General features: G+C 60.8%; 21 protein-coding genes and 1 tRNA gene. 14 read left to right on the top strand and 8 right to left on the bottom strand.

The features are described from left to right. Positions 1–247: 247 nt before the first annotated feature. Positions 248–574, bottom strand: a complete 327-nt coding sequence (locus J3P97_RS20375; RefSeq protein ID WP_010226671.1) for an Arc family DNA-binding protein — start codon at positions 572–574, stop codon at positions 248–250. A gap of 528 nt (positions 575–1,102) precedes the next feature. On the opposite strand from J3P97_RS20375, the gene J3P97_RS20370 reads away from it, so the two are divergent. The 5 genes from J3P97_RS20370 (at position 1,103) to J3P97_RS20350 (ending at position 6,647) form a co-directional block, all read left to right on the top strand. Beyond that, positions 1,103–1,179: transfer RNA gene (locus J3P97_RS20370), tRNA-Arg, on the top strand. A gap of 165 nt (positions 1,180–1,344) precedes the next feature. Beyond that, positions 1,345–2,952, top strand: coding sequence for a response regulator (locus J3P97_RS20365; protein WP_434656293.1), 1,608 nt, complete (start codon positions 1,345–1,347; stop codon positions 2,950–2,952). Next, on the top strand, positions 2,945–3,637 hold the full coding sequence (locus tag J3P97_RS20360; RefSeq protein WP_434672639.1) for a sensor histidine kinase: 693 nt from the start codon (positions 2,945–2,947) through the stop codon (positions 3,635–3,637). The genes J3P97_RS20365 and J3P97_RS20360 overlap by 8 nt, the downstream gene beginning before the upstream one ends. A gap of 330 nt (positions 3,638–3,967) precedes the next feature. Continuing rightward, the gene (locus tag J3P97_RS20355) at positions 3,968–5,209 is read left to right on the top strand and encodes a glutamine synthetase family protein (protein WP_434605194.1); all 1,242 of its coding nucleotides are present in this window, start codon (positions 3,968–3,970) and stop codon (positions 5,207–5,209) included. A 70-nt stretch (positions 5,210–5,279) separates the two neighbouring features. Next, on the top strand, positions 5,280–6,647 hold the full coding sequence (locus J3P97_RS20350) for an MFS transporter (RefSeq protein WP_434572368.1): 1,368 nt from the start codon (positions 5,280–5,282) through the stop codon (positions 6,645–6,647). Positions 6,648–6,712: 65 nt separating this feature from the next. Here the strand turns inward: J3P97_RS20350 and J3P97_RS20345 are convergent, their stop codons facing one another. The 4 genes from J3P97_RS20345 to flgA all read right to left on the bottom strand — a co-directional run bounded on the left by J3P97_RS20345 (position 6,713) and on the right by flgA (position 9,308). Further along, positions 6,713–7,459: a flagellar brake protein gene (locus tag J3P97_RS20345; protein ID WP_434601597.1), complete on the bottom strand. Its 747-nt coding sequence runs from the start codon at positions 7,457–7,459 to the stop codon at positions 6,713–6,715. Between the two features lie 92 nt (positions 7,460–7,551). Beyond that, positions 7,552–8,019, bottom strand: coding sequence for a flagella synthesis protein FlgN (locus J3P97_RS20340; protein ID WP_434572372.1), 468 nt, complete (start codon positions 8,017–8,019; stop codon positions 7,552–7,554). A 48-nt stretch (positions 8,020–8,067) separates the two neighbouring features. Next, the gene (gene flgM, locus J3P97_RS20335; protein WP_305499366.1) at positions 8,068–8,382 is read right to left on the bottom strand and encodes a flagellar biosynthesis anti-sigma factor FlgM; all 315 of its coding nucleotides are present in this window, start codon (positions 8,380–8,382) and stop codon (positions 8,068–8,070) included. Positions 8,383–8,543: 161 nt separating this feature from the next. Further along, positions 8,544–9,308 carry a flagellar basal body P-ring formation chaperone FlgA gene (gene flgA, locus J3P97_RS20330; protein ID WP_434672638.1) on the bottom strand — a complete coding sequence of 255 codons (765 nt, stop codon included), beginning with the start codon at positions 9,306–9,308 and terminating at the stop codon, positions 8,544–8,546. A gap of 78 nt (positions 9,309–9,386) precedes the next feature. On the opposite strand from flgA, the gene J3P97_RS20325 reads away from it, so the two are divergent. The 6 genes from J3P97_RS20325 to flgE all read left to right on the top strand — a co-directional run bounded on the left by J3P97_RS20325 (position 9,387) and on the right by flgE (position 14,481). Continuing rightward, positions 9,387–10,313, top strand: coding sequence for a chemotaxis protein CheV (locus J3P97_RS20325; RefSeq protein ID WP_434572376.1), 927 nt, complete (start codon positions 9,387–9,389; stop codon positions 10,311–10,313). A gap of 54 nt (positions 10,314–10,367) precedes the next feature. Next, positions 10,368–11,195, top strand: a complete 828-nt coding sequence (gene cheR, locus J3P97_RS20320) for a protein-glutamate O-methyltransferase CheR (RefSeq protein ID WP_305499372.1) — start codon at positions 10,368–10,370, stop codon at positions 11,193–11,195. A gap of 348 nt (positions 11,196–11,543) precedes the next feature. Then, a complete protein-coding gene (gene flgB, locus J3P97_RS20315) occupies positions 11,544–11,951 on the top strand; it encodes a flagellar basal body rod protein FlgB (protein WP_434572378.1) in 408 nt (135 codons plus the stop codon). 3 nt (positions 11,952–11,954) lie between these two features. Beyond that, on the top strand, positions 11,955–12,398 hold the full coding sequence (gene flgC / locus J3P97_RS20310) for a flagellar basal body rod protein FlgC (RefSeq protein ID WP_434572380.1): 444 nt from the start codon (positions 11,955–11,957) through the stop codon (positions 12,396–12,398). A 15-nt stretch (positions 12,399–12,413) separates the two neighbouring features. Then, a complete protein-coding gene (flgD, locus tag J3P97_RS20305) occupies positions 12,414–13,136 on the top strand; it encodes a flagellar hook assembly protein FlgD (RefSeq protein ID WP_434601595.1) in 723 nt (240 codons plus the stop codon). 28 nt (positions 13,137–13,164) lie between these two features. Next, entirely contained in the window at positions 13,165–14,481 is a 1,317-nt protein-coding gene (flgE, locus tag J3P97_RS20300; RefSeq protein ID WP_434672637.1) for a flagellar hook protein FlgE, read from the top strand. A 265-nt stretch (positions 14,482–14,746) separates the two neighbouring features. On the opposite strand, the gene J3P97_RS20295 is transcribed toward flgE, so the two are convergent. Then, on the bottom strand, positions 14,747–17,638 hold the full coding sequence (locus J3P97_RS20295; protein ID WP_434572388.1) for a ribonucleoside-diphosphate reductase subunit alpha: 2,892 nt from the start codon (positions 17,636–17,638) through the stop codon (positions 14,747–14,749). Between the two features lie 857 nt (positions 17,639–18,495). Between J3P97_RS20295 and J3P97_RS20290 the strand changes: the two genes are divergently transcribed. After that, the gene (locus tag J3P97_RS20290) at positions 18,496–19,218 is read left to right on the top strand and encodes a response regulator (RefSeq protein ID WP_434601592.1); all 723 of its coding nucleotides are present in this window, start codon (positions 18,496–18,498) and stop codon (positions 19,216–19,218) included. Then, positions 19,215–20,825, top strand: coding sequence for an ATP-binding protein (locus tag J3P97_RS20285; RefSeq protein ID WP_305499381.1), 1,611 nt, complete (start codon positions 19,215–19,217; stop codon positions 20,823–20,825). Before J3P97_RS20290 ends, J3P97_RS20285 begins: the two co-directional genes overlap by 4 nt. A 117-nt stretch (positions 20,826–20,942) precedes the next feature. On the opposite strand, the gene J3P97_RS20280 is transcribed toward J3P97_RS20285, so the two are convergent. Next, positions 20,943–21,668 carry a 4'-phosphopantetheinyl transferase family protein gene (locus J3P97_RS20280; protein WP_434672636.1) on the bottom strand — a complete coding sequence of 242 codons (726 nt, stop codon included), beginning with the start codon at positions 21,666–21,668 and terminating at the stop codon, positions 20,943–20,945. 107 nt (positions 21,669–21,775) lie between these two features. Next, positions 21,776–22,564, bottom strand: a complete 789-nt coding sequence (locus J3P97_RS20275) for a dienelactone hydrolase family protein (protein WP_434656307.1) — start codon at positions 22,562–22,564, stop codon at positions 21,776–21,778. Between the two features lie 142 nt (positions 22,565–22,706). Here J3P97_RS20275 and J3P97_RS20270 point away from each other — a divergent pair, with 142 nt between their 5' ends. Then, positions 22,707–23,306 (top strand): hypothetical protein, encoded by a 600-nt coding sequence (locus J3P97_RS20270; protein WP_434672635.1) that lies wholly within the window; start codon positions 22,707–22,709, stop codon positions 23,304–23,306. Positions 23,307–23,336: the final 30 nt, after the last annotated feature.

Raw genomic sequence — 23,336 nt, 5'->3', positions numbered from 1 at the left:
CCGCTGGGCTGCGAAGCGGCCCCAAAACCTGCCAATGCGGAGTATCAGACACACCGCACCCGCCGGTTTGCGACTGCTTCGCAGCCGAGCGGGAGCAAGCTCCCTCGCCACGGGTACTTCATTTTTCTCAAGTGAATTGCATTAGCCTGTTTGGCGGGCTTTTTTGTGCGCGATGGTTTTTGCCAGGAGCCGGATTCCAGGCAAAAAAAAAGCCAGCACAAGGCTGGCTTTAATAACTGGGTGGCGATCAGGACGCGTCTGCGGCCATTTCTGCGTCGTGGGCAATCAGCGAAACGAGGGCGTTCTGCTGACGATGGGAAAGTTGTCGGAAGCGTTGAAGCAATTCGCGCTCGTGCAACGACAGCTCAGGGCTGTCCAGGCGCATGCTCAACTCTTCACCCAGTGCCCCTTCCTGAATCAGGCTTTGCTCAAGGCGCGCGATGATTTCGGAGTTCATGCTGCGGTGATGATTACGAGCCACCTCGGCAATGCGTTCCCGCATTCCGTCTGGCAGACGCACGACGAACTTGTCAGCCGTACGGCTGGAATAAATTGCCTGTTTCATTGGGCGCATATTTATTTAACCGGTTAGTTCAGGGGAGCGGTTCTCGGGATTGGCCGCAGGATGTCGATAGGACAAGGTCCGCAGCCAAATGTTCAACCTGAATTGTTAAGAGGCCCGCATGATGCCTCAAAATTGCCAGATCATTGGCGCCAATTCTGTGACAAATTCTGATCCGGGTAAAGGCGTTATGCCAGCACCCTTCGTCAAAAAATGCGGACTGGTTTGAAAAAACATACAGGTTCCGCATTTGTGACCACTGCATCGTGTCGTTGTGCCATACCGTTTGGCGGATAACCGCTACGGAGCACAATGGCGACTGTCCTTGCTTTGTATAGGATAGTGGCAAAATGCCGATTTACTAGGCCGACAAGCCGGGGATGGATGAATGGTGGCTGAATTCGCCAGGTCTGTGCTCTGCGCAGCGGTCCAGCCGCACCATTTGCCTACACTTATCAGGCAACGACGACATGACAAACGCGATAGCGGCCGTTAACATGCACGCCGTCCAACGCACCGCGTTTCTCGCGGTCGACCCGTGTCTCAGTAGCTCAATTGGATAGAGCATCCCCCTCCTAAGGGGAAGGTTGGCAGTTCGAACCTGCCCTGGGACACCATTTTTCGCACCAGCCCCCCAACGCCGATCTACTCTCCCTTAACGGAACGCCATCTGCTGCCGATAACCCGATGAGTCTCCTTTCCTGACGTCCCGGCGTTGTGGAGCGGTGTTTCGTTTGTTTCGCCATTGAGTTCATTTTTTCTTATTTGCCTGGACATCCTCGATGCTGGCGTACCACCAAAAAAGTTTTCTGATCGTCGATGATTTCTCGGATTTCCGCAGTTCCGTCCGGTCCATGTTGCGGGAGCTGGGCGTCAAGGACGTGGATACCGCCGATACCGGTGAAGTGGCCCTGCGCATGTGCTCGCAGAAGCGCTATGACTTTATCCTGCAGGATTATCACCTGGGCGACGGGCGCAAGAATGGCCAGCAGGTGCTGGAAGACCTGATGGTCGAGAAGCTGATCAGCCATGAAAGCGTGTTCCTCATGGTGACCGCCGAGACCAGCCAGGCGATGGTGCTCAGTGCCCTGGAACATGAGCCGGATGCGTACCTGACCAAGCCGTTCAATCGCTCCGGCCTGGCCCAGCGGTTGGAGCGGCTCGAGCAGCGCAAGACCTTGCTCAAGCCGATCCTGCAAGCCCTTGACCGTGGCAAGCCGATGGAGGTGCTCAATGCCTGTATCGCCCTTTGCAAGCAGGACCCTCGCTACGGGCCGCTGTGCCTGCGTTATCGCGCCGATGCGTTACGCGACCTGAATCAGAACGAGGCCCTTGAGCGGTTGTACAACTCCATCATCGCGGATCGTCCGTTGCCTTGGGCGTACGCGGGGCTGGGGAAGTTGCTGTTCAAGCGCGGGCAGGTGGGCGAGGCCAAGGCTGTCTATGAAAAAGCCTTGAAAGCTTTTCCGATGATGCCCGCCCTGTACGACGGCATGGCCGATGTGCTGGTGGCCGAAGGTGATACGAAGCAGGCGCAAAACGTGCTGGAAGAGGCGGTGCGCCTGTCGCCCCTGGCGGTGCGCCGGCAAGCGCTGCTGGGCAAGCTGGCAATGACCAACGAAGATTACGACACCGCGTCGAGAGCCTACCGCCAGGCGGTGGGGCAGGGCGCGCAGTCGCGCTTCAAGGACCCGGAAACCAACCTCGGCCTGGCCCATGCGCTGATCAGCAAGGGCAGCGAGAAAGGCCTGGATACCCGCACTCGCCTGGAAATCAACACGACGCTCAGCGCCGTGGCCAAGGAGAACCCCAGCGATCCGGGGCTGCAAGTCCGGGCGCGGCTGATGAAGGCCACGAGCCTGTTGCTCAACGATGCCGAAACCGCCGAGAAGCTCACCGAGCAGGCGTTGCAGCGCCTCGACGGCATGGAGCAATTCATGAGCGCCGAAGCCGCCTTGCTGGTGGCCAAGCAGTTGCAGATGCTTGGGCAGACCAGCGCCGGCGAGTCGATGCTGAAGAACTGCGCTGAAATCTACGGCGATGACCCGACGGTGATGCAAGGCATCGCCAAGCTCACCGATGACCCCAACATTCTCAATCAGGGCAATGCCGCTGCCGAGCTGAACCGTGAAGGTGTGCGCGTCTACAAGACCGGCGCCTTGCCTGAGGCGCGAGAGCTGTTCCGGCGCGCCCTGAAGCTGCAACCAAAAAACATCAGTATTGCCCTGAACATGGCGCAATCCCTGCTACACGGCACCGATACCAGCGTCGAATCGGAGCTGCTCCAGGAATGTCGCGCCTGCCTGAAACTGGTGGGCATGATGCCCGATACCGATGCGCGTTTTGCGCGCTATCAGAAACTGCGAAGCAAGGCATTTGGCGATGAATGACAGCGAACAGGCTCTCGATTTTTCCACGGTGATTGCATCTACCGTGCACGACATGAAGAACTCCCTGACCTTGCTCATGCAGGCTCATACGCAATGGCTCGAGCGTTTGCCGGAGTCCGAGCGACAGACTTCGGAGCAGGGCGTGATGGACTTCGAGTTCGCCCACCTCAACGGGCTGCTGGTGCAACTGCTGGGGCTGTACAAGCTGGGGGTCAACCAGTTGCCATTGCATCCGGCCTATCATGAGCTGGATGACTTCATCGAAGCGCAGCTGGCCGGCCATCAGGACGTGTTCCGCAGCCGCGGAATCATGGCCACCTACGAAGTCGACCCGCTGAGTCCTCTGGGCTTTTTTGATCGTGAGTTGATTGCCTCGGTGCTCGACAACATGATCAACAACGCGATTCGCCATGCTCGGCAGATGCTCTTGATCAGTGTGAGCGACGAGGCCGGGCAGTTGGTATTGACCATCAATGACGACGGCGAAGGCTATCCAGCTGCGATGATCGAGCGTCAGGCCGAGTATGTGCAGGGCATCAACCACAGCACCGGCAGCACCGGCCTGGGCCTGTATTTCGCCGCGAGGATCGCCGGTCTGCATCAGCGGGGTGGCTTGAGCGGGCGTACCGAGATTGCCAATGGCGGCGTGCTGGGCGGCGGGGTGTTCAGGCTTTATCTGCCCTGAGCAAAACCTCTCGCAACATTTCCCTCACCTGTGGGAGCGAGCCCGCTCGCGAAGGCGTCCGCCCATTCGATACTGAGTTGGCTGATCCGCCACCTTCGCGAGCAGGCTCGCTCCCACAGTTGTTTCAGTAGCAGCTGTTTATTTTTGTAGCTGCTTGATATTCCGAACAGCCGGAGCCTATTTTGTACGAGTTGCCGTTCGCGGCTCGCACATAACAAGGATTGCGTCATGACGACCGATGGCCAGCGTTCACTCGCACAGCGACTGACGGGCATTGATGAGATTGAATGTGTCACGCCGGATTTGAATGGCGTGCCGCGAGGCAAGGTGATGACCGCCGAGGGCTTCCTCGAAGGCCGGCGGTTGCAGATGGCGCGGGGCGTGCTGCTGCAATGCATCATGGGCGGTTACCCGCCGTCGCGTTTTTATGGCAGCGATGATGGCGACCTGGCGCTGGTGGCCGATCCGAAACAGATCCATCGCTTGCCATGGAGTCATCCGCCCCGTGCCCTGGCGATTTGCGACGCCGACGAGCTCAGCGGGGAGAGCTCGCCGCTGTCAACCCGTGGTCAGCTCAAGGCTGTGATAGCGCGCTATGCGGCGCTTGGGCTGGCGCCGGTCGTCGCGACGGAACTGGAGTTTTTTGTCTTCGCAGCCAATCCGGATCCGACCCAGCCGTTCCGACCGCCGGTTGGCCTGGACGGACGCCGCGAAGACGGCCAGTCGGCGTTCAGCGTCAGCTCCAATAATGGCTTGCGACCGTTCTTTACTGAAGTCTACGAATGCATGGCGGCGTTGGGTTTGCCGCGCGATACGTTCATGCATGAAATGGGCGTGAGCCAGTTCGAAATCAATCTGCTGCATGGCGACCCTCTGTTGCTGGCCGACCAGACGTTCCTGTTCAAGCACTTGCTCAAGGAAGTGGCGCTCAAGCACGGCCTGACGGTGGTCTGCATGGCCAAGCCCCTGGCGCAGACGCCAGGCAGTTCGATGCATATTCACCAGAGCGTCGTCGAGCTGGACAGTGGGCGGAATGTATTCAGCGACGAGGCGGGCGAGCCGACGGCTGTTTTCCGTCACTTCATCGGTGGGCAGCAGGCCGGCATGGCGGATTTCACCGCACTGTTCGCGCCGAACGTGAATTCCTACCACCGCTTGTGCCACCCGTTTGCTTCGCCAAACAACGCCTGTTGGTCCCATGACAATCGTTCGGCCGGGTTGCGCATTCCGGCCAGTTCGCCGGCGGCCCGACGGGTCGAGAACCGCTTGCCGGGGGCTGACGCCAACCCGTACCTGGCGATCGCGGCGAGCCTGGCGGCCGGGCTGTATGGCATCGAAAACCGGCTGGAACCAAGCGCCGCAATCCAGGGCGAATTCGAAGTGCCGGAGAATCTCTCCCTGCCATGTACCTTGCATGCGGCCCTTGAGCGTCTCAAGCGTAGCCACTTGGCGAAGGAACTGTTCGGCAGCGAGTTCATCGAAGGTTACATCGCTTCGAAGAGCCTGGAACTGACCAGTTTCTTTGACGAGATCACGCCTTGGGAGCGGCGCGTCCTGGCGGCCCAGGCATAACCAACCGTCGCATTCGGGCTATCTTCAGAAGGTAGCCCTCACTCACCTCAAGGAGCCGCTCGGAACGCCGATGCGCCAAATCTGGAAACCTTTTCGAGCGCTTTATTTCGCCTCGCTGATGATGCTCATCGGCTCGGGCCTCCTGAGTACGTACCTGGCCTTGCGTCTGGCTGCCGACAACGTCGACAGCCTGTGGGTCGGTGCGCTGATGGCCGCCAACTATTTCGGCCTGGTACTGGGCGGCAAGATCGGCCATCGGCTGATCGCCCGCGTCGGGCATATTCGGGCCTATTCGGCCTGCGCCGGGATCGTCGGCGCGGCGGTATTGGGCCACGGCCTGGTGAACTGGCTGCCGGCCTGGATCGTGCTGCGGATGATTGTCGGCCTCGGCATGATGTGCCAGTACATGGTTATCGAGAGCTGGCTCAACGAGCAGGCCGAGGCCAAGCAGCGCGGGGTGGTGTTCAGCGGCTACATGATCGCCTCGTACCTGGGGCTGGTGCTGGGCCAGCTGATCCTGGTCATGCACCCGGCCCTGGGCCTGGAGCTGCTGATGCTGGTGGCGTTGTGTTTCGCCCTGTGCCTGGTCCCCGTGGCGCTGACTCGGCGGATTCACCCGGCGCCGCTGCATCCGGCACCGATGGAGCCGCGCTTCTTTATCAAACGCGTGCCGCAATCGTTGACCACGGTGCTCGGCTCGGGGCTGATCGTCGGTTCCTTCTACGGCCTGGCGCCGCTGTACGCTTCCCAGCAGGGGCTTACTACTGAGCAGGTCGGTCTGTTCATGGGTAGCTGCATCTTTGCCGGCCTGCTGGTGCAGTGGCCGCTGGGTTGGCTGTCGGATCGTTACGATCGTGCGCTGCTGATCCGCTGCTTCGCGCTGATCCTGGTGGTGTGCGCGTTGCCGCTGGCCATCCTGCCGAAGGTACCGGTGGAAGTCCTGTTCATCGCCGGATTCTGCTGTTCGCTGGTGCAGTTCTGTTTGTATCCGTTGGCGGTGGCGTTTTCCAACGACCACGTCGAAGGCGATCGCCGAGTGTCGCTTACGGCCATGTTGCTGGTGACTTACGGCGTGGGCGCCAGTATCGGTCCGTTGGCGGCCGGGGTGCTGATGAAGCTGTTCGGTAGCCAGATGTTGTACGGATTTTTCGCCTTGTTCGCTTTGGTGCTGGTGTGGCGGATCCGGCCGAAAGCGGTCACCAACCTGCATCAGGTCGATGATGCGCCGCTGCACCACGTGGCCATGCCGGACAACATGACCAGCTCACCGTTGGTGGCGTGCCTCGACCCTCGGGTAGACGAGCAGGTCGTCCAGGATCAGATGCAGACCTCGCCCAACCCCGACGTGGAGCCTGAGCCTGAGCCGGAATTGGAGCCGGTCACTGAAGGCGCGGACGACGAACCGCCAGCCTCCGATTTCACCCAGGCCAGGCCTTGAAGCGGCGTTAAAAAAAACGGGCAATCCTTGCAAGGGATTGCCCGTTTTTTATCGCCCGCGAAAAATCAGAAATCGTCTTTGTCGAACCGACGGGCTTCACGCTGCAATTGATACACGAAGCGTTCGACCTGGCGCTGCACCAGGCCGCTGATGTTGTGAAAGCGCACACCGGCGAAGGTGGTATTGATACGCTCTTCAAAATGCAGGTAGCGCAGTTCGACCGGCGCGGTCATGTTGCCGAAGGGCAGGGCTGCGACAAAGCGTTCGTAGACCTGGCCCAGTTGCAGGCGTGCGGTAATGTCGCCATCGAAGCGCAGCTTGCAGCCGGTTGCGGAAATATCCAGCAGTTTGCCGTTCACCGGTGACTTCAGCTTGTCGCCACCCAGTTCAACATTCACCAGTTGCGCCAGTTTCAGTGCGGCCCGGAAGGCGTTGCGGCGTTGGTGGTAAACCACTTCTTCAGGCAGGGCGCCGCGGTAGCAGCGGCCGTCCTTCGAGTCCTGGATAGTCAGGGGCCCGTTGCCTTCCCACGCGATGCGCACGCCGTCATGAAAACCCTCGACCCGAAACGGCTCGCCTGCCAGCAGGAAACGCTCGCCGTCCCGTGGGATCATTTCGTCCAGGGCGATGGTGTTGGTCTCGCGATCGACATCCACCAGGTAGCTCTGGAAACGCTGGGTGCGCTCATGAAAGGTAATGATCAGGGGGTCGTGGCTCTCTTGCAGCATCCGCAGGTTGCCGGAGATTTCCAGGGGAGTGGTGAGGACCATGGGCGGCTGCGGAGCATCATCCGCGTTTGTGGCATTGAACACGGTGGGTCAATCTCCAGGCAAAATACGACTACAAAGAGCCAGCATTTTGCCAGCATGTATCGCGCGTTGATAGTGCGCAGGCATCGTTCATTTCACGCCTGGCTGAGCGGACGGTGCTTGACCATTTTAGCGGTCGAACCGCGAGCGTCGTAGAGCGTAGGGATTTCGCCGCCATTGAGGATCCGCAACTGGTTGGCGGTAGCGACTTGCTGCATCTGGATGGATTGACCGTTGCGGGCGTTGGCGGCCTGACACTGGCTGAGCAGGTCATTGAGCACCGCGCTTTGCGACAACAGCTGATCGCCAACCGACGACTGGCTGGCCAGTTGCGCGAGGCCGTTGTTGTCAGCGGGCAGGTTGAGGCTGGCGAGAATCTCGCTGCGCTTGCGGCCATGCTGATCGAGCAAAATGATCAATGCCTGTTTCTGCGCCAGAAGATTTTCCAGCAGAGGCATATCCCGCCCGTGCAATGCCAGGGCTTCGGTCTGCAACAGCTCCAGCAATTGTTGCGCCGGGGCAAAGTCGTCGATGATCAATTGCAACAAATTAGTATCGTGCATGGCTGGCCTTGGGTCTTAAGCGTCCAAAAGCCTGGCGCTGGCATCAGCCTAGCGCTGGGCTTCGAAGTTGAGCAGTTTGCTGGCTACACGGTTGCTGTCGACTTTATAGCTGCCATCGGCGATTGCTGCTTTCAACTGCGCCACGCGGGCGTCGTCGACGACAGGTTGATCGCGCAGCTTGTCAGTGACCTTCTGCAACTGCTGAGCCTCATTGCTGAGGTGTACCGATTCCCCGTTGTTGACAGTGGCGGCCTTGTCGGCTGGCTTGGACTTGTCGGTTTCGACGGTTTCCTTGCTGGCGCCGGTGCGCGTTGTGCCTGTCAGCGGCGAGGAGCTGTTTAAACGATTGAAATCGATGACCATGGTAAAAAACCTCTGGGTATTTGGACGCTTGCCATGTTTTCGGCCATTCCCAAAATAACTTTAGGCTCATTTATCAAATGAACGTGCGCACGTCTGCGCTTGCCTTTGCGTAAGGCACAGTCTAGGGAACACCGAGGTCAAGCGCCAGCCTGTCTACCCCCTTACATGGCCACTTCCACGTGGCCGGGCGCTATCACCTGCGCCTTGATTACCCGTTTCGAATTGAGGTTTTTTACCCGAATCTGCTCGCGTACGCCGCCATTGGCCAGCGCTTCGCCGGGCATCCGCACGGCCAGGGCGCCGCTGCGGGCGGTAATGACGACCTGGTCGCCCTTGCGGATCACTTCGGCCTGTTCCAGGTGCACGAGGGTGACGACCTGATCGGCGACCATTGGTCGGACAAGTTTCTGCCCGATGGCCTGATCGACGGACGTCAGGAAACCCTGGCTGATCTGGCTGATGTCGCGTTCACGCAGCACCACGTCCTGGGGCTCGACAATCCCAGCGCGCTTGAGCGGACGGGTGGTCGTGACGATCTCGCGGAACAGCCGCACTTGAGCGGGCACAAAAACCGTCCAGGGCGCGGCGCTGTCGCAACGTACCTTCACCGTGACCCGACCCAGGGGCCTGGCCGGGCTTTCCAGCGAGGCAGTCAATTCCTTGTCGCACATCGGCATGCGCAGGCGCGGATCGAGCTGGTTGACTTCGATCTCGTAGCGACCTTCGGTTTGACTGGTTGCCAGATAGTCTTCTACGGTGAATTCAAGAAAGCCCTGCGTGACGCCGATAAGGAGATCAGGCAAGGTAACCGGCACATCAGCGACGGCGCGTCCGCCGACCGCGAACAGGCAGACGGCCAACAGTGCACCGAGCCAATGGCGGCAGTGAGTGGTCAGGCGTCGAGAAAATGTCGTTTGTGCGTTCATGCCGGTTCAATAGCAAGCCCCGTGCCGTTTAGTGATGAATGCGCGTCGGACACATTAGCGTTAGGTAGGAGTCAGGGCATGGCGGGAGTGATGGATTCGGTAAACCAGCGCACACAGCTGGTCGGTCAGAATCGCCTGGAGCTGTTGTTGTTCCGTCTCGATGGCCAACAACTGTATGGGATCAACGTATTCAAGGTCCGCGAGGTGCTGCAATGCCCTAAGCTGACCCTGATGCCGAAATCCAGTCCCGTCGTGTGCGGTGTGGCGAATATCCGGGGTGCGACCATCCCGATTCTCGACCTGGCAATGGCGACCGGTTCCGGTCGGCTGCTGGATCAGAGCAATCCGTTTGTGATCATCACCGAGTACAACACCAAGACCCAAGGGTTCCTGGTGCGGTCGGTGGAGCGCATCGTCAACATGAACTGGGAAGAGATCCATCCACCACCCAAGGGCACCGGCCGCGATCACTACCTGACGGCGGTGACCCGGGTCGACAACCAGCTGGTTGAAATCATCGACGTGGAGAAGATCCTCGCCGAAGTGGCGCCGACCCCGGAGACGATTTCCGTCGGCGTGGTGGATGCCGAGACGCAGCACAAGGCGGTTTCGCTGCGGGTCCTGACCGTCGACGATTCTTCGGTGGCACGCAAGCAGGTCACGCGTTGTCTACAAACGGTCGGCGTCGAAGTGATCGCCCTGAACGACGGACGGCAAGCGCTGGATTACCTGCGCCAGTTGGTCGATGAGGGCAAGAAGCCGGAAGAAGAGTTCCTGATGATGATTTCCGACATCGAGATGCCGGAGATGGATGGCTACACGCTGACATCGGAGATTCGCAGCGACCCGCGCATGCAGAAGCTGCACATCATCTTGCATACTTCGTTGTCCGGGGTTTTCAACCAGGCGATGGTCAAGAAAGTCGGCGCCGATGATTTTCTGGCCAAGTTCCGGCCCGATGACCTGGCGTCGCGTGTGGTCGAGCGAATCAAGGCAGCAGAATAAAGGTCGGGCGCGTTGTGCGCCCGGCAAGTCAACACAGTGAAAAGAGGCGGTATCTTGTCTACGGGTAATTTGGATTTCGAACAGTTCCGGGTCTTCCTGGAAAAAGCCTGTGGCATCTTGCTTGGTGAAAACAAGCAGTACCTGGTGTCGAGCCGTCTCAACAAATTGATGGAACAACAGGGGCTCAAGTCGCTGGGCGAACTGGTGCAGCGCATCCAGACCCAGCCACGCAGCGGTTTGCGCGAGATGGTGGTGGATGCGATGACCACCAACGAAACCCTGTGGTTTCGTGATACCTATCCCTTCGAGGTATTGAAGAACCGGGTGTTGCCGGCGGCCATCAAGGCCAGTCCGGGGCAACGCCTGCGCATCTGGTCGGCGGCCTGCTCGTCGGGACAGGAACCGTATTCGCTGTCGATGTCCATCGATGAGTTCGAGCGCTCCAACCTCGGCCAGCTGAAGATGGGCGTGCAAATTGTCGCCACCGACCTGTCCGGGACCATGCTCAACAACTGCAAGACCGGTGAGTACGACAGCCTGGCGATCGGCCGTGGCCTGTCGCCTGATCGCCTGCAACGCTATTTCGATCCGAAAGGGCCGGGCAAGTGGGTGGTCAAGGCGCCGATCAAGAGCCGCGTGGAGTTCCGCTCGTTCAACTTGCTGGACAGCTATGCCAGCCTGGGCAAGTTCGACATCGTGTTCTGCCGCAACGTGCTGATCTACTTCTCCGCCGAGGTGAAGAAAGACATCCTGCTGCGTATCCACAGCACCCTGAAGCCGGGCGGCTACCTGTTCCTGGGCGCGTCCGAGGCGTTGAACGGCTTGCCGGATCATTACCAGATGGTCCAGTGCAGTCCGGGGATCATCTATCAGGCGAAGTGATTGGCCTGGGTTATAAAAAACGGGAGCCCTACGGGGCTCCCGTTTTTTTTTGCCCTCCAGCCACCACCGTCCCCCTGTGGGAGCGAGCCTGCTCGCGAAGCTTTATCCCGGGCGAAAGCAATGTGGACTGACACAGCGCTTTCGCGAGCAGGCTCGCTCCCACAAAAGAAATGCATTCATCCTGCAGAAGCGGCAGAAAAGCGGCAGCCAGCGGAAACCGATTGCCGCTTTTCTGGCATTGCCGCTTTGCCGATCCCCGCAAAGCCCCGGTTTACGGGCTTTTGGAAAGTGGCACGGTGATTGCTAAAGCCATCGTACGAACATTCTGGTCACCCAAAGGTTTCCGCCATGAGCATCAGCTTCGATAAAGCGCTCGGTATCCACGAACAGGCCCTGAGCTTCCGCGCCCAGCGTGCCGAAGTCCTGGCCAACAACATTGCCAACGCCGACACCCCGAACTACAAGGCCCGTGACCTGGACTTCTCCAAGGTGCTCGCCGAGCAGAACGAAAAAACCAAGAACGGCCACTTCGCCTTGAACATGACCAACAACCGTCATATCGAAGCCGAGGGCGTTGGCAGTGGCGACGGATCGTTGATGTATCGCACGCCGATGCAGCCGTCGATCGACCAGAACACCGTGGATGCTCAACTGGAACAGTCCAACTACGCGGAAAACTCCGTGAACTTCCAGGCCAGCTTCACCCTGCTCAACAGTAAATTCAAAGGGCTGGTATCAGCCCTGCGTGGAGAGTAATTCATGTCGATCGCGAGCGTATTCAACATCGCCGGCAGTGCCATGAGTGCCCAGACCACTCGCCTGAACACCGTCGCCAGTAACATCGCCAACGCCGAGACCGTCTCGTCGAGCATCGACCAGACCTACCGCGCCCGCCACCCGGTATTCGCCACCATGTTCCAGGGTGGCCAGTCCGGCGGCAGCGACTCGCTGTTCCAGAATCAGGACGCGGCCGGGCAGGGTGTGCAGGTGCTCGGCGTGGTTGAAGACCAGAGCAACCTCGACGCCCGTTACGAGCCGAATCATCCGGCCGCCGACGCCAAGGGTTACGTCTACTACCCGAACGTCAACGTCGTTGAAGAAATGGCCGACATGATTTCCGCCAGTCGTTCGTTCCAGACCAACGCCGAAATGATGAACACCGCCAAAGCCATGATGCAGAAGGTCCTGACCCTCGGTCAGTGATAAGGGGCGAGTCACATGAGCGTCACCAACACCACCAGCGGTTTGAGCCTCAACGAGATTCTGGCCAACTCCTCGGTCAAGACCAACACCACGACCGATGGCCTGGGCGCGGCAACCAACGCTGCCTCCGGCAATAAAGAGCTGGGCAAGGATGCGTTCCTGCAACTGCTCGTGACCCAGCTGAAAAACCAGAACCCGCTGGAGCCACAGGATAACGGCGAGTTCGTTGCCCAACTGGCGCAATTCAGCAGCCTGGAAGGCATCACCACGCTCAACGACACCGTCAGCGGCATCGCTGGCAACTACAACTCGTCCCAGGCGTTGCAGGCTTCGTCCCTGGTCGGTCGCTCGGTCATCGCGCCCGGTGACAAGGCCGTGGTCGACACCTCCAAGAGCCTCAACGGCACGGTAGTGGTACCGGCATCGGTGTCCTCCGTCGCCGTCAAGATCGTGGACAAGGACGGCAAGACCGTTCGCACCATCGATCTGGGCAGTCAGAACGCCGGCAACTCCGCCTTCATCTGGGATGGCAAGAACGACGCGGGCACGACGGTCGAGTCGGGCACGTACACCTTCGCGGCCTCGACCACCATCGACGGCAAGGCCACGTCGCTGATCACCAACCTGCCGGCCACGGTCAGCAGCGTGACGATCAGCCAGACGGGCGGTGAGCTGATGCTCAACCTGGCCGGACTGGGCAGCATTGCCCTGTCCAAAGTACAAACTATTGGTATGTAGAGCCGACTAACCGGCAAAAGGAGTCAACATGTCTTTTAACATCGGCCTTAGCGGTCTCTATGCAGCCAACAAACAGCTGGATGTGACCGGCAACAACATCGCCAACGTGGCGACCACCGGTTTCAAATCGTCCCGTGCGGAATTCGAAGACGTCTACTCGGCCACCAAGCTCGGTTCGGGCAGCAAGACCGTCGGCAACGGCGTGCGCCTGGCCAACGTTTCCCAGCAGTTCGGCCAGGGTGACGTGAACAACACCGGCAACGTGCTGGACATGGGCATCCAGGGCCAGGGCTTCTTTGTCCTGAGCAACGACGGTTCCCTGAGCTACACCCGTGCCGGTACGTTCAAGACCGACAAGGAAGGTTTCATCACCAACAGTGATGGCACTGCTCGCCTGCAGGGCTATGGCGTGGATGCCAACGGCAAGATCCAGAACGGCATCCTGACCGACCTGCGCATCGACACTTCGAACCTGCCGCCGACCGCCACCAGCCTGGTATCGTCGACCATCAACCTGAACTCGACAGCGACGCCGATCACAGCCGCGTTCAATCCGGCCGACACCGCTACCTTCACCAAGCAGTTCACCACCCCGGTCTATGACACCCAGGGCAACCAGCACTCAATGGACCAGTACATGGTCAAGACTTCCGGCAACACCTGGAATGTCTACACCTTGATCGACGGTCGTAACCTCAATGGCAGCGCGCCGACCACGACCGGTGCGAACGCGCCGATCCCTTCGACCATGACCTTTGATTCCAGTGGCCGGTTGACGCAGGTCAGCACGCCGCCAGTACCGCCTGCCACTACGCCGACTATCAACAGCGATCTGGTATTGACTGGTTGGGTTCCTGGCACCGTGACCAACGGAACATGGACCGCCAACGGTGCCGCCAGTGCGCCGACCATTACGATTTCCATGGGCAACAGCACCCAGTTCAACGCCGATACCGCGCGCTCGATCCCAACCCAGAACGGCTACGCCACTGGCCAGATCACTAACCTGACCATCGACGGCAGTGGCGTCTTGCTGGCCAACTTCAGCAACAACCAGACCAAGCCGATTGGTCAGCTCGCCCTCGCCAGCTTCACCAATGAGCAGGGCCTGCAGCCAGTAGGTGGCACCAGCTGGAAGGAAACCTTCGCCTCGGGCATCCCGGGCTACGATGCGCCACAGACCGGCACCCTGGGTTCGATCGTCTCCAACTCCCTGGAAGAGTCCAACGTCAACCTGACCAACGAACTGGTCGAGCTGATCAAGGCGCAAAGCAACTACCAGGCGAACGCCAAGACCATCTCCACCCAGAGCACCATCATGCAGACCATCATTCAGATGGCTTGATGTCGATGGCTGTTTGAAGGCTGCACAAGGAGCCCCTCGCGAGAGGGGCTTTTTCATGGGCGATGGTTTTGTATTGTTTGTGCCGGCCGCTTTCGCGAGCAGGCTCGCTCCCACAGAAAGGACGCATTCCAATGTGGGAGCGAGCCTGCTCGCGAAAGCGGCGGGTCAGTCAACACTTTATTCCAGACAAAAGAAAACCCCCGATAAACCAGCGGTCTATCGGGGGCTTCTTTAGCAGGCGCCTTGCAGCGCCTACCTGCTCAGCTTATTGGCAAGCTTCGCAATCCGGCTCGTCGATGGCGCAGGCTTTTGGCACTGGCGCAGGGCCGGCTGGAGCGGCCAGGACCGAATCGTCACCGTGGTTGCCGCCGCTGGAAACCGCGTTCAGCTTGCCGGTGTTGATGGTCGACTTCTCGGTGCTGGTGGCGGCCAGGGCACGGAGGTAGTAGGTGGTTTTCAGGCCACGGTACCAGGCCATGCGGTAGGTCACGTCGAGCTTCTTGCCCGAAGCGCCGGCGATGTACAGGTTCAGCGATTGAGCCTGGTCGATCCACTTCTGGCGACGGCTGGCGGCGTCGACGATCCACTTGGTGTCCACTTCGAATGCGGTCGCGTAGAGCTCTTTGAGTTCCTGCGGGATGCGCTCGATCTGCTGTACCGAACCGTCGTAGTACTTCAGGTCGTTGATCATGACCGAGTCCCACAGGCCGCGAGCCTTGAGGTCGCGAACCAGGTACGGGTTGATCACGGTGAATTCGCCCGACAGGTTCGACTTCACATACAGGTTCTGATAGGTCGGTTCGATCGACTGCGACACGCCGGTGATGTTGGCGATGGTGGCGGTCGGTGCGATGGCCATGATGTTGGAGTTACGAATGCCTTTCTGCACACGGGCGCGAACCGGTGCCCAGTCCAGGGATTCGTTCAGGTCGACATCGATGTACTTCTGGCCACGCTGGGCGATCAGGATCTGTTGCGAGTCCAGCGGCAGGATGCCCTGGGACCACAGCGAACCCTGGAACGTCTCGTACGAACCGCGCTCGTCGGCCAGGTCGCAGGAGGCCTGGATCGCGTAGTAGCTGACCGCTTCCATGGACTTGTCGGCGAACTCGACCGCAGCGTCCGAACCGTACGGGATGTGCTGCAGGTACAGCGCGTCCTGGAAGCCCATGATGCCCAGGCCGACCGGACGGTGCTTGAAGTTGGAGTTCTTCGCTTGCGGCACCGAGTAGTAGTTGATGTCGATCACGTTGTCGAGCATGCGCACGGCGGTGTTCACGGTGCGTTGCAGCTTGGCGGTGTCCAGCTTGCCGTCGACGATGTGGTTCGGCAGGTTGATCGAGCCCAGGTTGCAGACTGCGATCTCATCCTTGTTGGTGTTCAGGGTGATCTCGGTGCACAGGTTCGAGCTGTGGACCACGCCCACGTGCTGCTGCGGGCTGCGCAGGTTGCACGGGTCCTTGAAGGTCAGCCATGGGTGGCCGGTCTCGAACAGCATCGAGAGCATCTTGCGCCACAGGTCTTTGGCCTGGACGACTTTGAACAGCTTGATCTTGTTGTACTCGGTCAGGGCTTCGTAGTACTCGTAGCGCTCTTCGAAGGCCTTGCCGGTCAGGTCGTGCAGGTCTGGCACTTCGGATGGCGAGAACAGGGTCCACTTGCCGTCATCGAAGACGCGCTTCATGAACAGGTCCGGGATCCAGTTGGCGGTGTTCATGTCGTGGGTACGACGGCGGTCATCACCGGTGTTCTTGCGCAGCTCGATGAACTCTTCGATGTCCATGTGCCAGGTTTCCAGGTAGGCGCAGACCGCGCCCTTGCGCTTGCCGCCCTGGTTGACCGCAACGGCGGTGTCGTTGACCACTTTGAGGAACGGCACGACGCCCTGGGATTTGCCGTTGGTGCCCTTGATGTAGGAGCCCAATGCGCGAACCGGGGTCCAGTCGTTGCCCAGGCCACCGGCAAATTTCGACAACATGGCGTTGTCGTGGATGGCGCCGTAGATGCCCGACAGGTCGTCCGGCACGGTGGTCAGGTAGCAGCTCGACAGTTGTGGACGCAGGGTGCCGGCGTTGAACAGGGTCGGGGTCGACGCCATGTAGTCGAAGGACGACAACAGGTTGTAGAACTCGATGGCACGGTCTTCACGCTGCTTCTCTTCGATCGCCAGGCCCATGGCCACGCGCATGAAGAACACCTGCGGCAGTTCGAAACGCACGCCATCCTTGTGGATGAAGTAACGGTCGTACAGGGTTTGCAGGCCCAGGTAGGTGAACTGCTGGTCGCGCTCGTGGTTGATCGCCTTGCCGAGTTTTTCCAGGTCGAATTCGGCCAGGACAGGGTTCAGCAATTCGTACTCGATACCCTTGGCGACATAGGCCGGCAGGGCCTTGGCGTACAGGTCGGCCATTTCGTGGTGGGTCGCGCTGTCGGCAACTTCCAGGAAGCTCAGGCCTTCGGCGCGCAGGGTGTCCATCAGCAGGCGGGCGGTCACGAACGAGTAGTTCGGCTCGCGCTCCACCAGGGTGCGGGCGGTCATCACCAGCGCGGTGTTGACGTCCTTGAGGGCGACGCCGTCATAGAGGTTCTTCAGGGTTTCGCGCTGGATCAGGTCGCCGTCGACTTCTTCCAGGCCTTCGCAGGCTTCGGTGACGATGGTGTTCAGGCGGCCCATGTCCAGTGGCGCCAGGCTGCCATCGGCGCGGGCGATGCGGATCGAAGGGTGAGCCTGGACCGGTGCGTCGGCCGGCGTGCGGATGGCGCGTTCCTTGGCCCGGGAGTCACGGTAGATCACGTAGTCGCGGGCGACTTTCTGCTCGCCGGCACGCATCAGGGCCAGTTCGACCTGGTCCTGGATTTCTTCGATGTGAATGGTGCCGCCCGACGGCATGCGACGCTTGAAGGTCGCGGTGACCTGTTCGGTCAGGCGGGCCACGGTGTCGTGGATTCGCGACGAGGCGGCAGCGGTGCCGCCCTCAACTGCGAGGAACGCTTTGGTGATGGCGACGGTGATCTTGTCATCTGTGTAAGGAACGACAGTCCCGTTACGCTTGATCACGCGCAGCTGGCCAGGCGCGGTGGCGGACAGATCCGGGCTCGAATCGGCGGCCAGCGGCGCGGTGCCCTGCGGGTTCTCGCGAGTTGTGTCGGTGTGCATGGGTGTCTCCACGTTCTCTATGTTTATTTGGGCACCATCACGGTGCCCACCGTTCCGTCCTGAAGCACTACAACCGGCTGGCGCCGGGTATAACAACTTCGGGACAGTAGGAAGCGGGCCGGTGGCACCGCTTCCATCCGAAGTTCTCGGGTCGCGAGCCTGGGCTCGAAACCGGGTTTGCCGGGTGGCAGCAAAGGACTGCAACACCCGTACCGTTCCGGTCGTTTTCGACCTTGGAAACAGTTGCCATCCGCAGGGGCGGTCTGGGTTTGGAAAAATGCGCTGTCGCAGCAGGACAGAGGCAAGAAAAGCGCTTGAATTCTCTATCCGACTTGTGTTTGGTTTTTGGCCTGAAACCCTACATGTAGGGTTTTTTGCGCGGCGGGCTACAAGATAATGCGTTTTGGGGGATGAATCAACGTGCTACCTGTGGATAAGCCTGTGCGTAATTTGTGTGCGAAACGTGGAACTGCTCTGTAGGCCGCGACCTTGCTGGAGCGAGCCTTTTTTCAACGATTTCGACCGGCCGAAAACAGCTTGGTGTTTTTGCGGGCGCGCACGTTACCACACACATCCGGCTCGACCGAACGCATTTGTCCGCTTGTTTTCCATGCAGCCGCCGTTTATACAATCGGCCGGTGCATGAGCGCGATGATCCTCCTTTGATATGACAAAAAGATGGGAGGATGCAGGTTTTCAAGTGGGCACTGTTGTGGCGAGGGAGCTTGCTCCCGATGGGCTGCGTAGCGGCCCCAGGATTTTACGGTCGCTGCGCAACCGAGCGGGAGCAAGCTCCCTCGCCACAGGGTGAGCGTTCATCCTTTCTTTTTATAGCTACAACAAGACGAGGCCCCTCCGTGGAACAAGAAGCCTGGCAGATATTGATTGTCGAGGATGACCAGCGCCTGGCCGAGCTGACCCGCGAATACCTGGAAAGCAACGGCCTGCGCGTCGCCATCGAGGGCAACGGCGCGGTGGCGGCCCAGCGGATCATCGACGAGCAGCCGGACCTGGTCATTCTCGACCTGATGCTGCCCGGCGAAGATGGCTTGAGCATCTGCCGCAAGGCGCGCGAGCACTACGACGGACCGATCCTGATGCTCACCGCGCGGGCTGACGACACCGACCAGATCCAGGGCCTGGACCTGGGCGCCGACGACTATGTCTGCAAGCCGGTGCGCCCGCGCGTCCTGTTGGCCCGCATCCAGGCCCTGTTGCGGCGTAGCGAGCCGGAGCCGTCCGCAGCGCCGAAGCAGCGGCGCCTGGAGTTCGGCCCGTTGGTGGTGGACAACGCCTTGCGCGAAGCCTGGCTGCAGGGCAACGGTATCGAGCTGACCAGCGCCGAATTCGACCTGCTCTGGCTGCTGGTGTCCAACGCCGGACGCATCCTGTCTCGCGAGGAAATCTTCACCGCGTTGCGCGGTATCGGCTACGACGGCCAGGATCGCTCGATCGACGTGCGCATCTCGCGCATCCGTCCGAAGATCGGCGACGACCCGGACCATCCTCGATTGATCAAGACCATCCGCAGCAAAGGCTACCTGTTCGTCCCTGAAGCCTGCGTAGACGCGACCCCGTGAACTCCATCTTCCTGCGCATCTATGGCGGCATGTGCGCGGCACTGGTGCTGGTGGCGGTGCTTGGCGTGCTGGCGCTGCACCTGCTCAACCAGACGCGCGGCGAGCAATACCGCGAGCGCCTGGCCCATGGCACGTTTTCCTTGATGGCCGACAACCTGCGGCCGATGAACGACACCGAGCGGCGCCGGGCCCTGGCGGTGTGGGAGCGCCTGCTGGGCATTCCGCTGGCGTTGCAGACGTTCAGCCAGACCGACCTCGACCTGGGCCAGCGCACCCGGGTGTTGCGCGGGCAGGTCCTGGTGGAGCAGATCGGGCCGCATGCGGCGAAGGTTTATCGGCTGGTCAGCGATGGCGAGCAGTTGACCCTGGTCGGGGAGGTTCGCCAGATCAGCGAGCAACTGGCCCGGGCGACCATTTACCTGCTGGCCGACGAACTGGTGCGCTATCCGGTGGCCGAGCAACCCGAGCGGTTGGCGCAACTCAAGCAGGAAAAAGGCTTCGGTTTCGACCTGCGCCTGATGACTGTCGAGCAGGCGGACATGGACGACGACCAGCGCCGGCGGGTGGCCGAGGGCGACACGGTAATGGCCCTGGGCAAGGGTGCCGACTCGATCCGGGTGTTCGCCGGCATGGTGGGGACGCCGTGGGTGCTGGAAATCGGCCCGCTGTACCAGATGAATCCGTACCCGCCCGAGTGGCTGGTGCTGATTGCCGCACTCGGGTTGAGCCTGATCGGCCTGATTGTCTATCTGCTGGTGCGCCAGCTGGAGCGGCGTCTGCGTGGCCTGGAGTCGGCCGCAACCCAGATCGCCCAGGGTAGCCTGGAGACCCGCGTACCCGCTCGGGGCGCTGACTCGGTCGGGCGCCTGGCAGCAGCGTTCAACGGCATGGCTGAGCACTTGCAGCAACTGCTGGCGATCCAGCGCGAGTTGGTGCGCGCGGTGTCCCATGAACTGCGTACACCGGTGGCGCGCCTGCGCTTCGGCCTGGAAATGCTCGGCAGTGCCAGCACGCCCGAGGCCCGGGACAAGTACCTGGCCGGCATGGATCACGATATCGAAGACCTGGATCGGCTGGTGGATGAAATGCTGACGTATGCGCGGCTGGAGCAAGGGTCGCCGGCGTTGAATTTCCAACGGGTCGACCTGGATGCGTTGGTCAACCAGGTTATCGAAGAACTGGGCCCGTTGCGTGCGGGGATTACCGTTGAGCGCGGCCTGTGCCTGTCCGCCGCCGATTGCGACGGCGCCTGGGTCGAGGCCGAGCCACGCTTTTTGCATCGGGCGTTGCAGAACCTGGTGGGTAATGCCATGCGCCACGCCAGATCCCAGGTGACCGTCAGTTACCAGGTCGGCCAGTTGCGCTGTCGGGTCGATGTCGAGGATGACGGCCCGGGCGTACCGGAGGCGGCCTGGGAGCGGGTGTTCAAGCCATTCCTGCGCCTGGACGACAGCCGCGCACGCGCGTCGGGCGGCCATGGGCTGGGGCTGTCGATTGTGCGGCGGATCATCCATTGGCACGACGGCCGGGCGCTGATCGGCAAGAGCAAGCGCCTGGGCGGGGCGTGTTTCAGCTTGAGCTGGCCGAGGCATCAGGATCGGTCTTGAGAGAGACGGTGTCCATGCAGGCCTCTTCGCGAGCAGGCTCGCTCCCACATTTTGAAATGCATTCCAGCTGTGGGAGCGAGCCTGCTCGCGAAGGCGGCATTGTGGCCAATACAACTTTTAGGCCTTGACGCCCAGCAGGCTCAACAACTGCCCATCCTTCACCCCAAACTGCCCCTGCAGCTCACTGCCATGGCGCCACTCGGCCGACAGATCGGTCAATAACCGCAGCAGCGCTTGCCCGGAGTGGCACCACTCGACTATTTCGGCATGCTCGAAGTAGAAACGCTGCCCGACGATGGGGTACAGCGCTTTGAACAGGCTTTCTTTCATCGAAAAAGTCAGGGTGACCAGCAATGCGCGGTCATCCTGCGGCGCGGTGGCCATGCGCAGCAGTTCCGCCGGGGTGAGGATTTCACCGGCCAGGCGCTCGGCGCGTTCGGGGTCGAGGAGGTTTTCCAGATCCATGCCCAGCCCTTGCCAATCCCGCTTTTGCGCGACGATTGCCGCGGCCCGGCCGGTGCTATGGGTGATCGAGCCGCTGACATGGGCCGACCACACCGGGGCGCGGTCTTCGCCGATGGCCGGCACGTCGGCCTGACCGTCGAGCCTCAGCAACGCCGCCCGGGCACAGATCCGCCCGGCGAGAAACTCCGCCTGACGCTTGGCTACCGAACGCCGGATGCTCGCCGGAGGCTCGATGGCGCTGTTGGGAAAATCGTCAGCGACAAGCAACAGCGGATCGAAGCGAGTACTGAGCAGCACCGTATCGGGCAGGGCGTCAGGCAGCAGCCATTGGTCATCCAGGGGCGAACAGCAGGCGGGCAGGGCAAGGAGTGGGTTCATGACGGGCATTTTGCCGGGTTGGCTTGCGCCTGGGTAGTGGGAGCGGCTTGAGCGGGATGGCTTTTGTGGCGAGGGAGCAAGCTCCCTCGCCACAGGCGCGGTATGTGTCAGAAAATCTTCTTGAAGAACTTTTGCATATCCGCCCACGACTTCTCGTCAGCTTCCTTGTTGTAGGCGATGTCCGGCCCTCCATGTTCGCCATGACTCAGGCGGTCGGCGTCGGGGTTGCTGAAGCCGTGCTTGGCGCCTTCCAGGCTGACAAACTTGTAGTCGGCGCCGGCCTTGTCCATCTCGCTCTTGAACGCGGTGACGTTGTCCTCGGTGACCATGCTGTCCAGCGCGCCGTGCTCCACCAGGATCCTGGCCTTGACGCTGCCGGGGGTGGCCGGCGTGTTAGTGACCAGCGCACCGTGGAAGCTCACCACGCCGGCCAGTGGAACACCTTGGCGCGCCGCGTCCAGCACCACCTTGCCGCCGAAGCAGTAGCCGATGGCAGCGAGTTTGTCCGGGTCGGTCTGCGGTTGTTTCTTCAACAGGTCGAGTCCGGCCTGGAAGCGCGCGCTGGCCGCCTTGCCATCCTTGAGCGCGGCCTGCATGAAGGCCAGGGCGTCCTTCGGATGCTCGGTGTTCTTGCCGTCGCCGTACATGTCGATGGCCAGGGCGCTGTAGCCCAGGCCGGCGAGGTCACGGGCGCGGCGCTTGGCATAGTCGTTCAGCCCCCACCATTCATGCACGACCACCACGCCGGGACGCGGGCCTTTGACCGCGTCGTCATAGGCGTAATAGCCGATCAGCTTCGTGCCGTCGGCACTGGTGTAGGGGATCTCCTGGGTCTGGATGGCGGCGTGGCTCGCGCCGCTCAAGGCCAGAAGTACAACAGCAAGCAACCTGCGCATGATCGATCTCCTTAAAAGTTTGTTGGAACAGACTAGCCGATTCATTCAGCCCAGGTTCAGAGAACGTTCAAGAGGGGTTCAGGGACCCCTGGATATCGTGGCTGCGACTTCACACAACCACCGCATCACAAGGAACCTGACCATGACTTCTATGAAAAAGCTGCTGCTGGCCTTCACCGTGCTGGGCGCCAGCGCCCTGGCCCATGCCGATGACAACTTCGCCGGCCTGACCCTCGGCCAGACCAGCGACAAGGTCAAGAAATCCAATGCCCTGGACAGCGCGCTGAACAACCCGAACGCCGACGGTATCATCGCCAAGGACACCACCTACGGCCTGCGCCTGGGTCGGCAGAATGACCAGGGCCGCTACTACGCCACCTACGACAACGTATCGGGCACCCACAACGGAATCAAGCTGCGCCAGGAGAACCTGCTGGGCAGCTACGATCTGTTCTATCCGGTGACCGCCAGCACCAAATTGTTCGGAGGTGGCACGGCGGGCCTGACCAAGTTGACCCAGGATTCCCCGGGTTTCAGCCGCGACAGCGATATCGGCTATGCCGTTGGCTTGCAAGGCGGCGTGCTGCAGCAGATTTCGCAAAACACCTCGGTGGAACTGGGTTACCGTTACCTGCGCAGCAATGCCAGCACCGAGATGAGCCCGCGCGATGGCGCCAAGGTGGGGTCGCTGGACCTGACCAGCAGCGCCCAGACCTACCTGTCCGCCAACTATACGTTCTAGGCGGCAAGGCAATGATGGAATGCAGCCGGA

This window comes from Pseudomonas sp. R1-15, from assembly GCF_051132085.1.
Lineage (GTDB): Bacteria > Pseudomonadota > Gammaproteobacteria > Pseudomonadales > Pseudomonadaceae > Aquipseudomonas.
The sequence above is the reverse complement of the archived record's forward strand: the minus strand, read 5'-3'. Positions and strand labels throughout refer to the sequence as shown.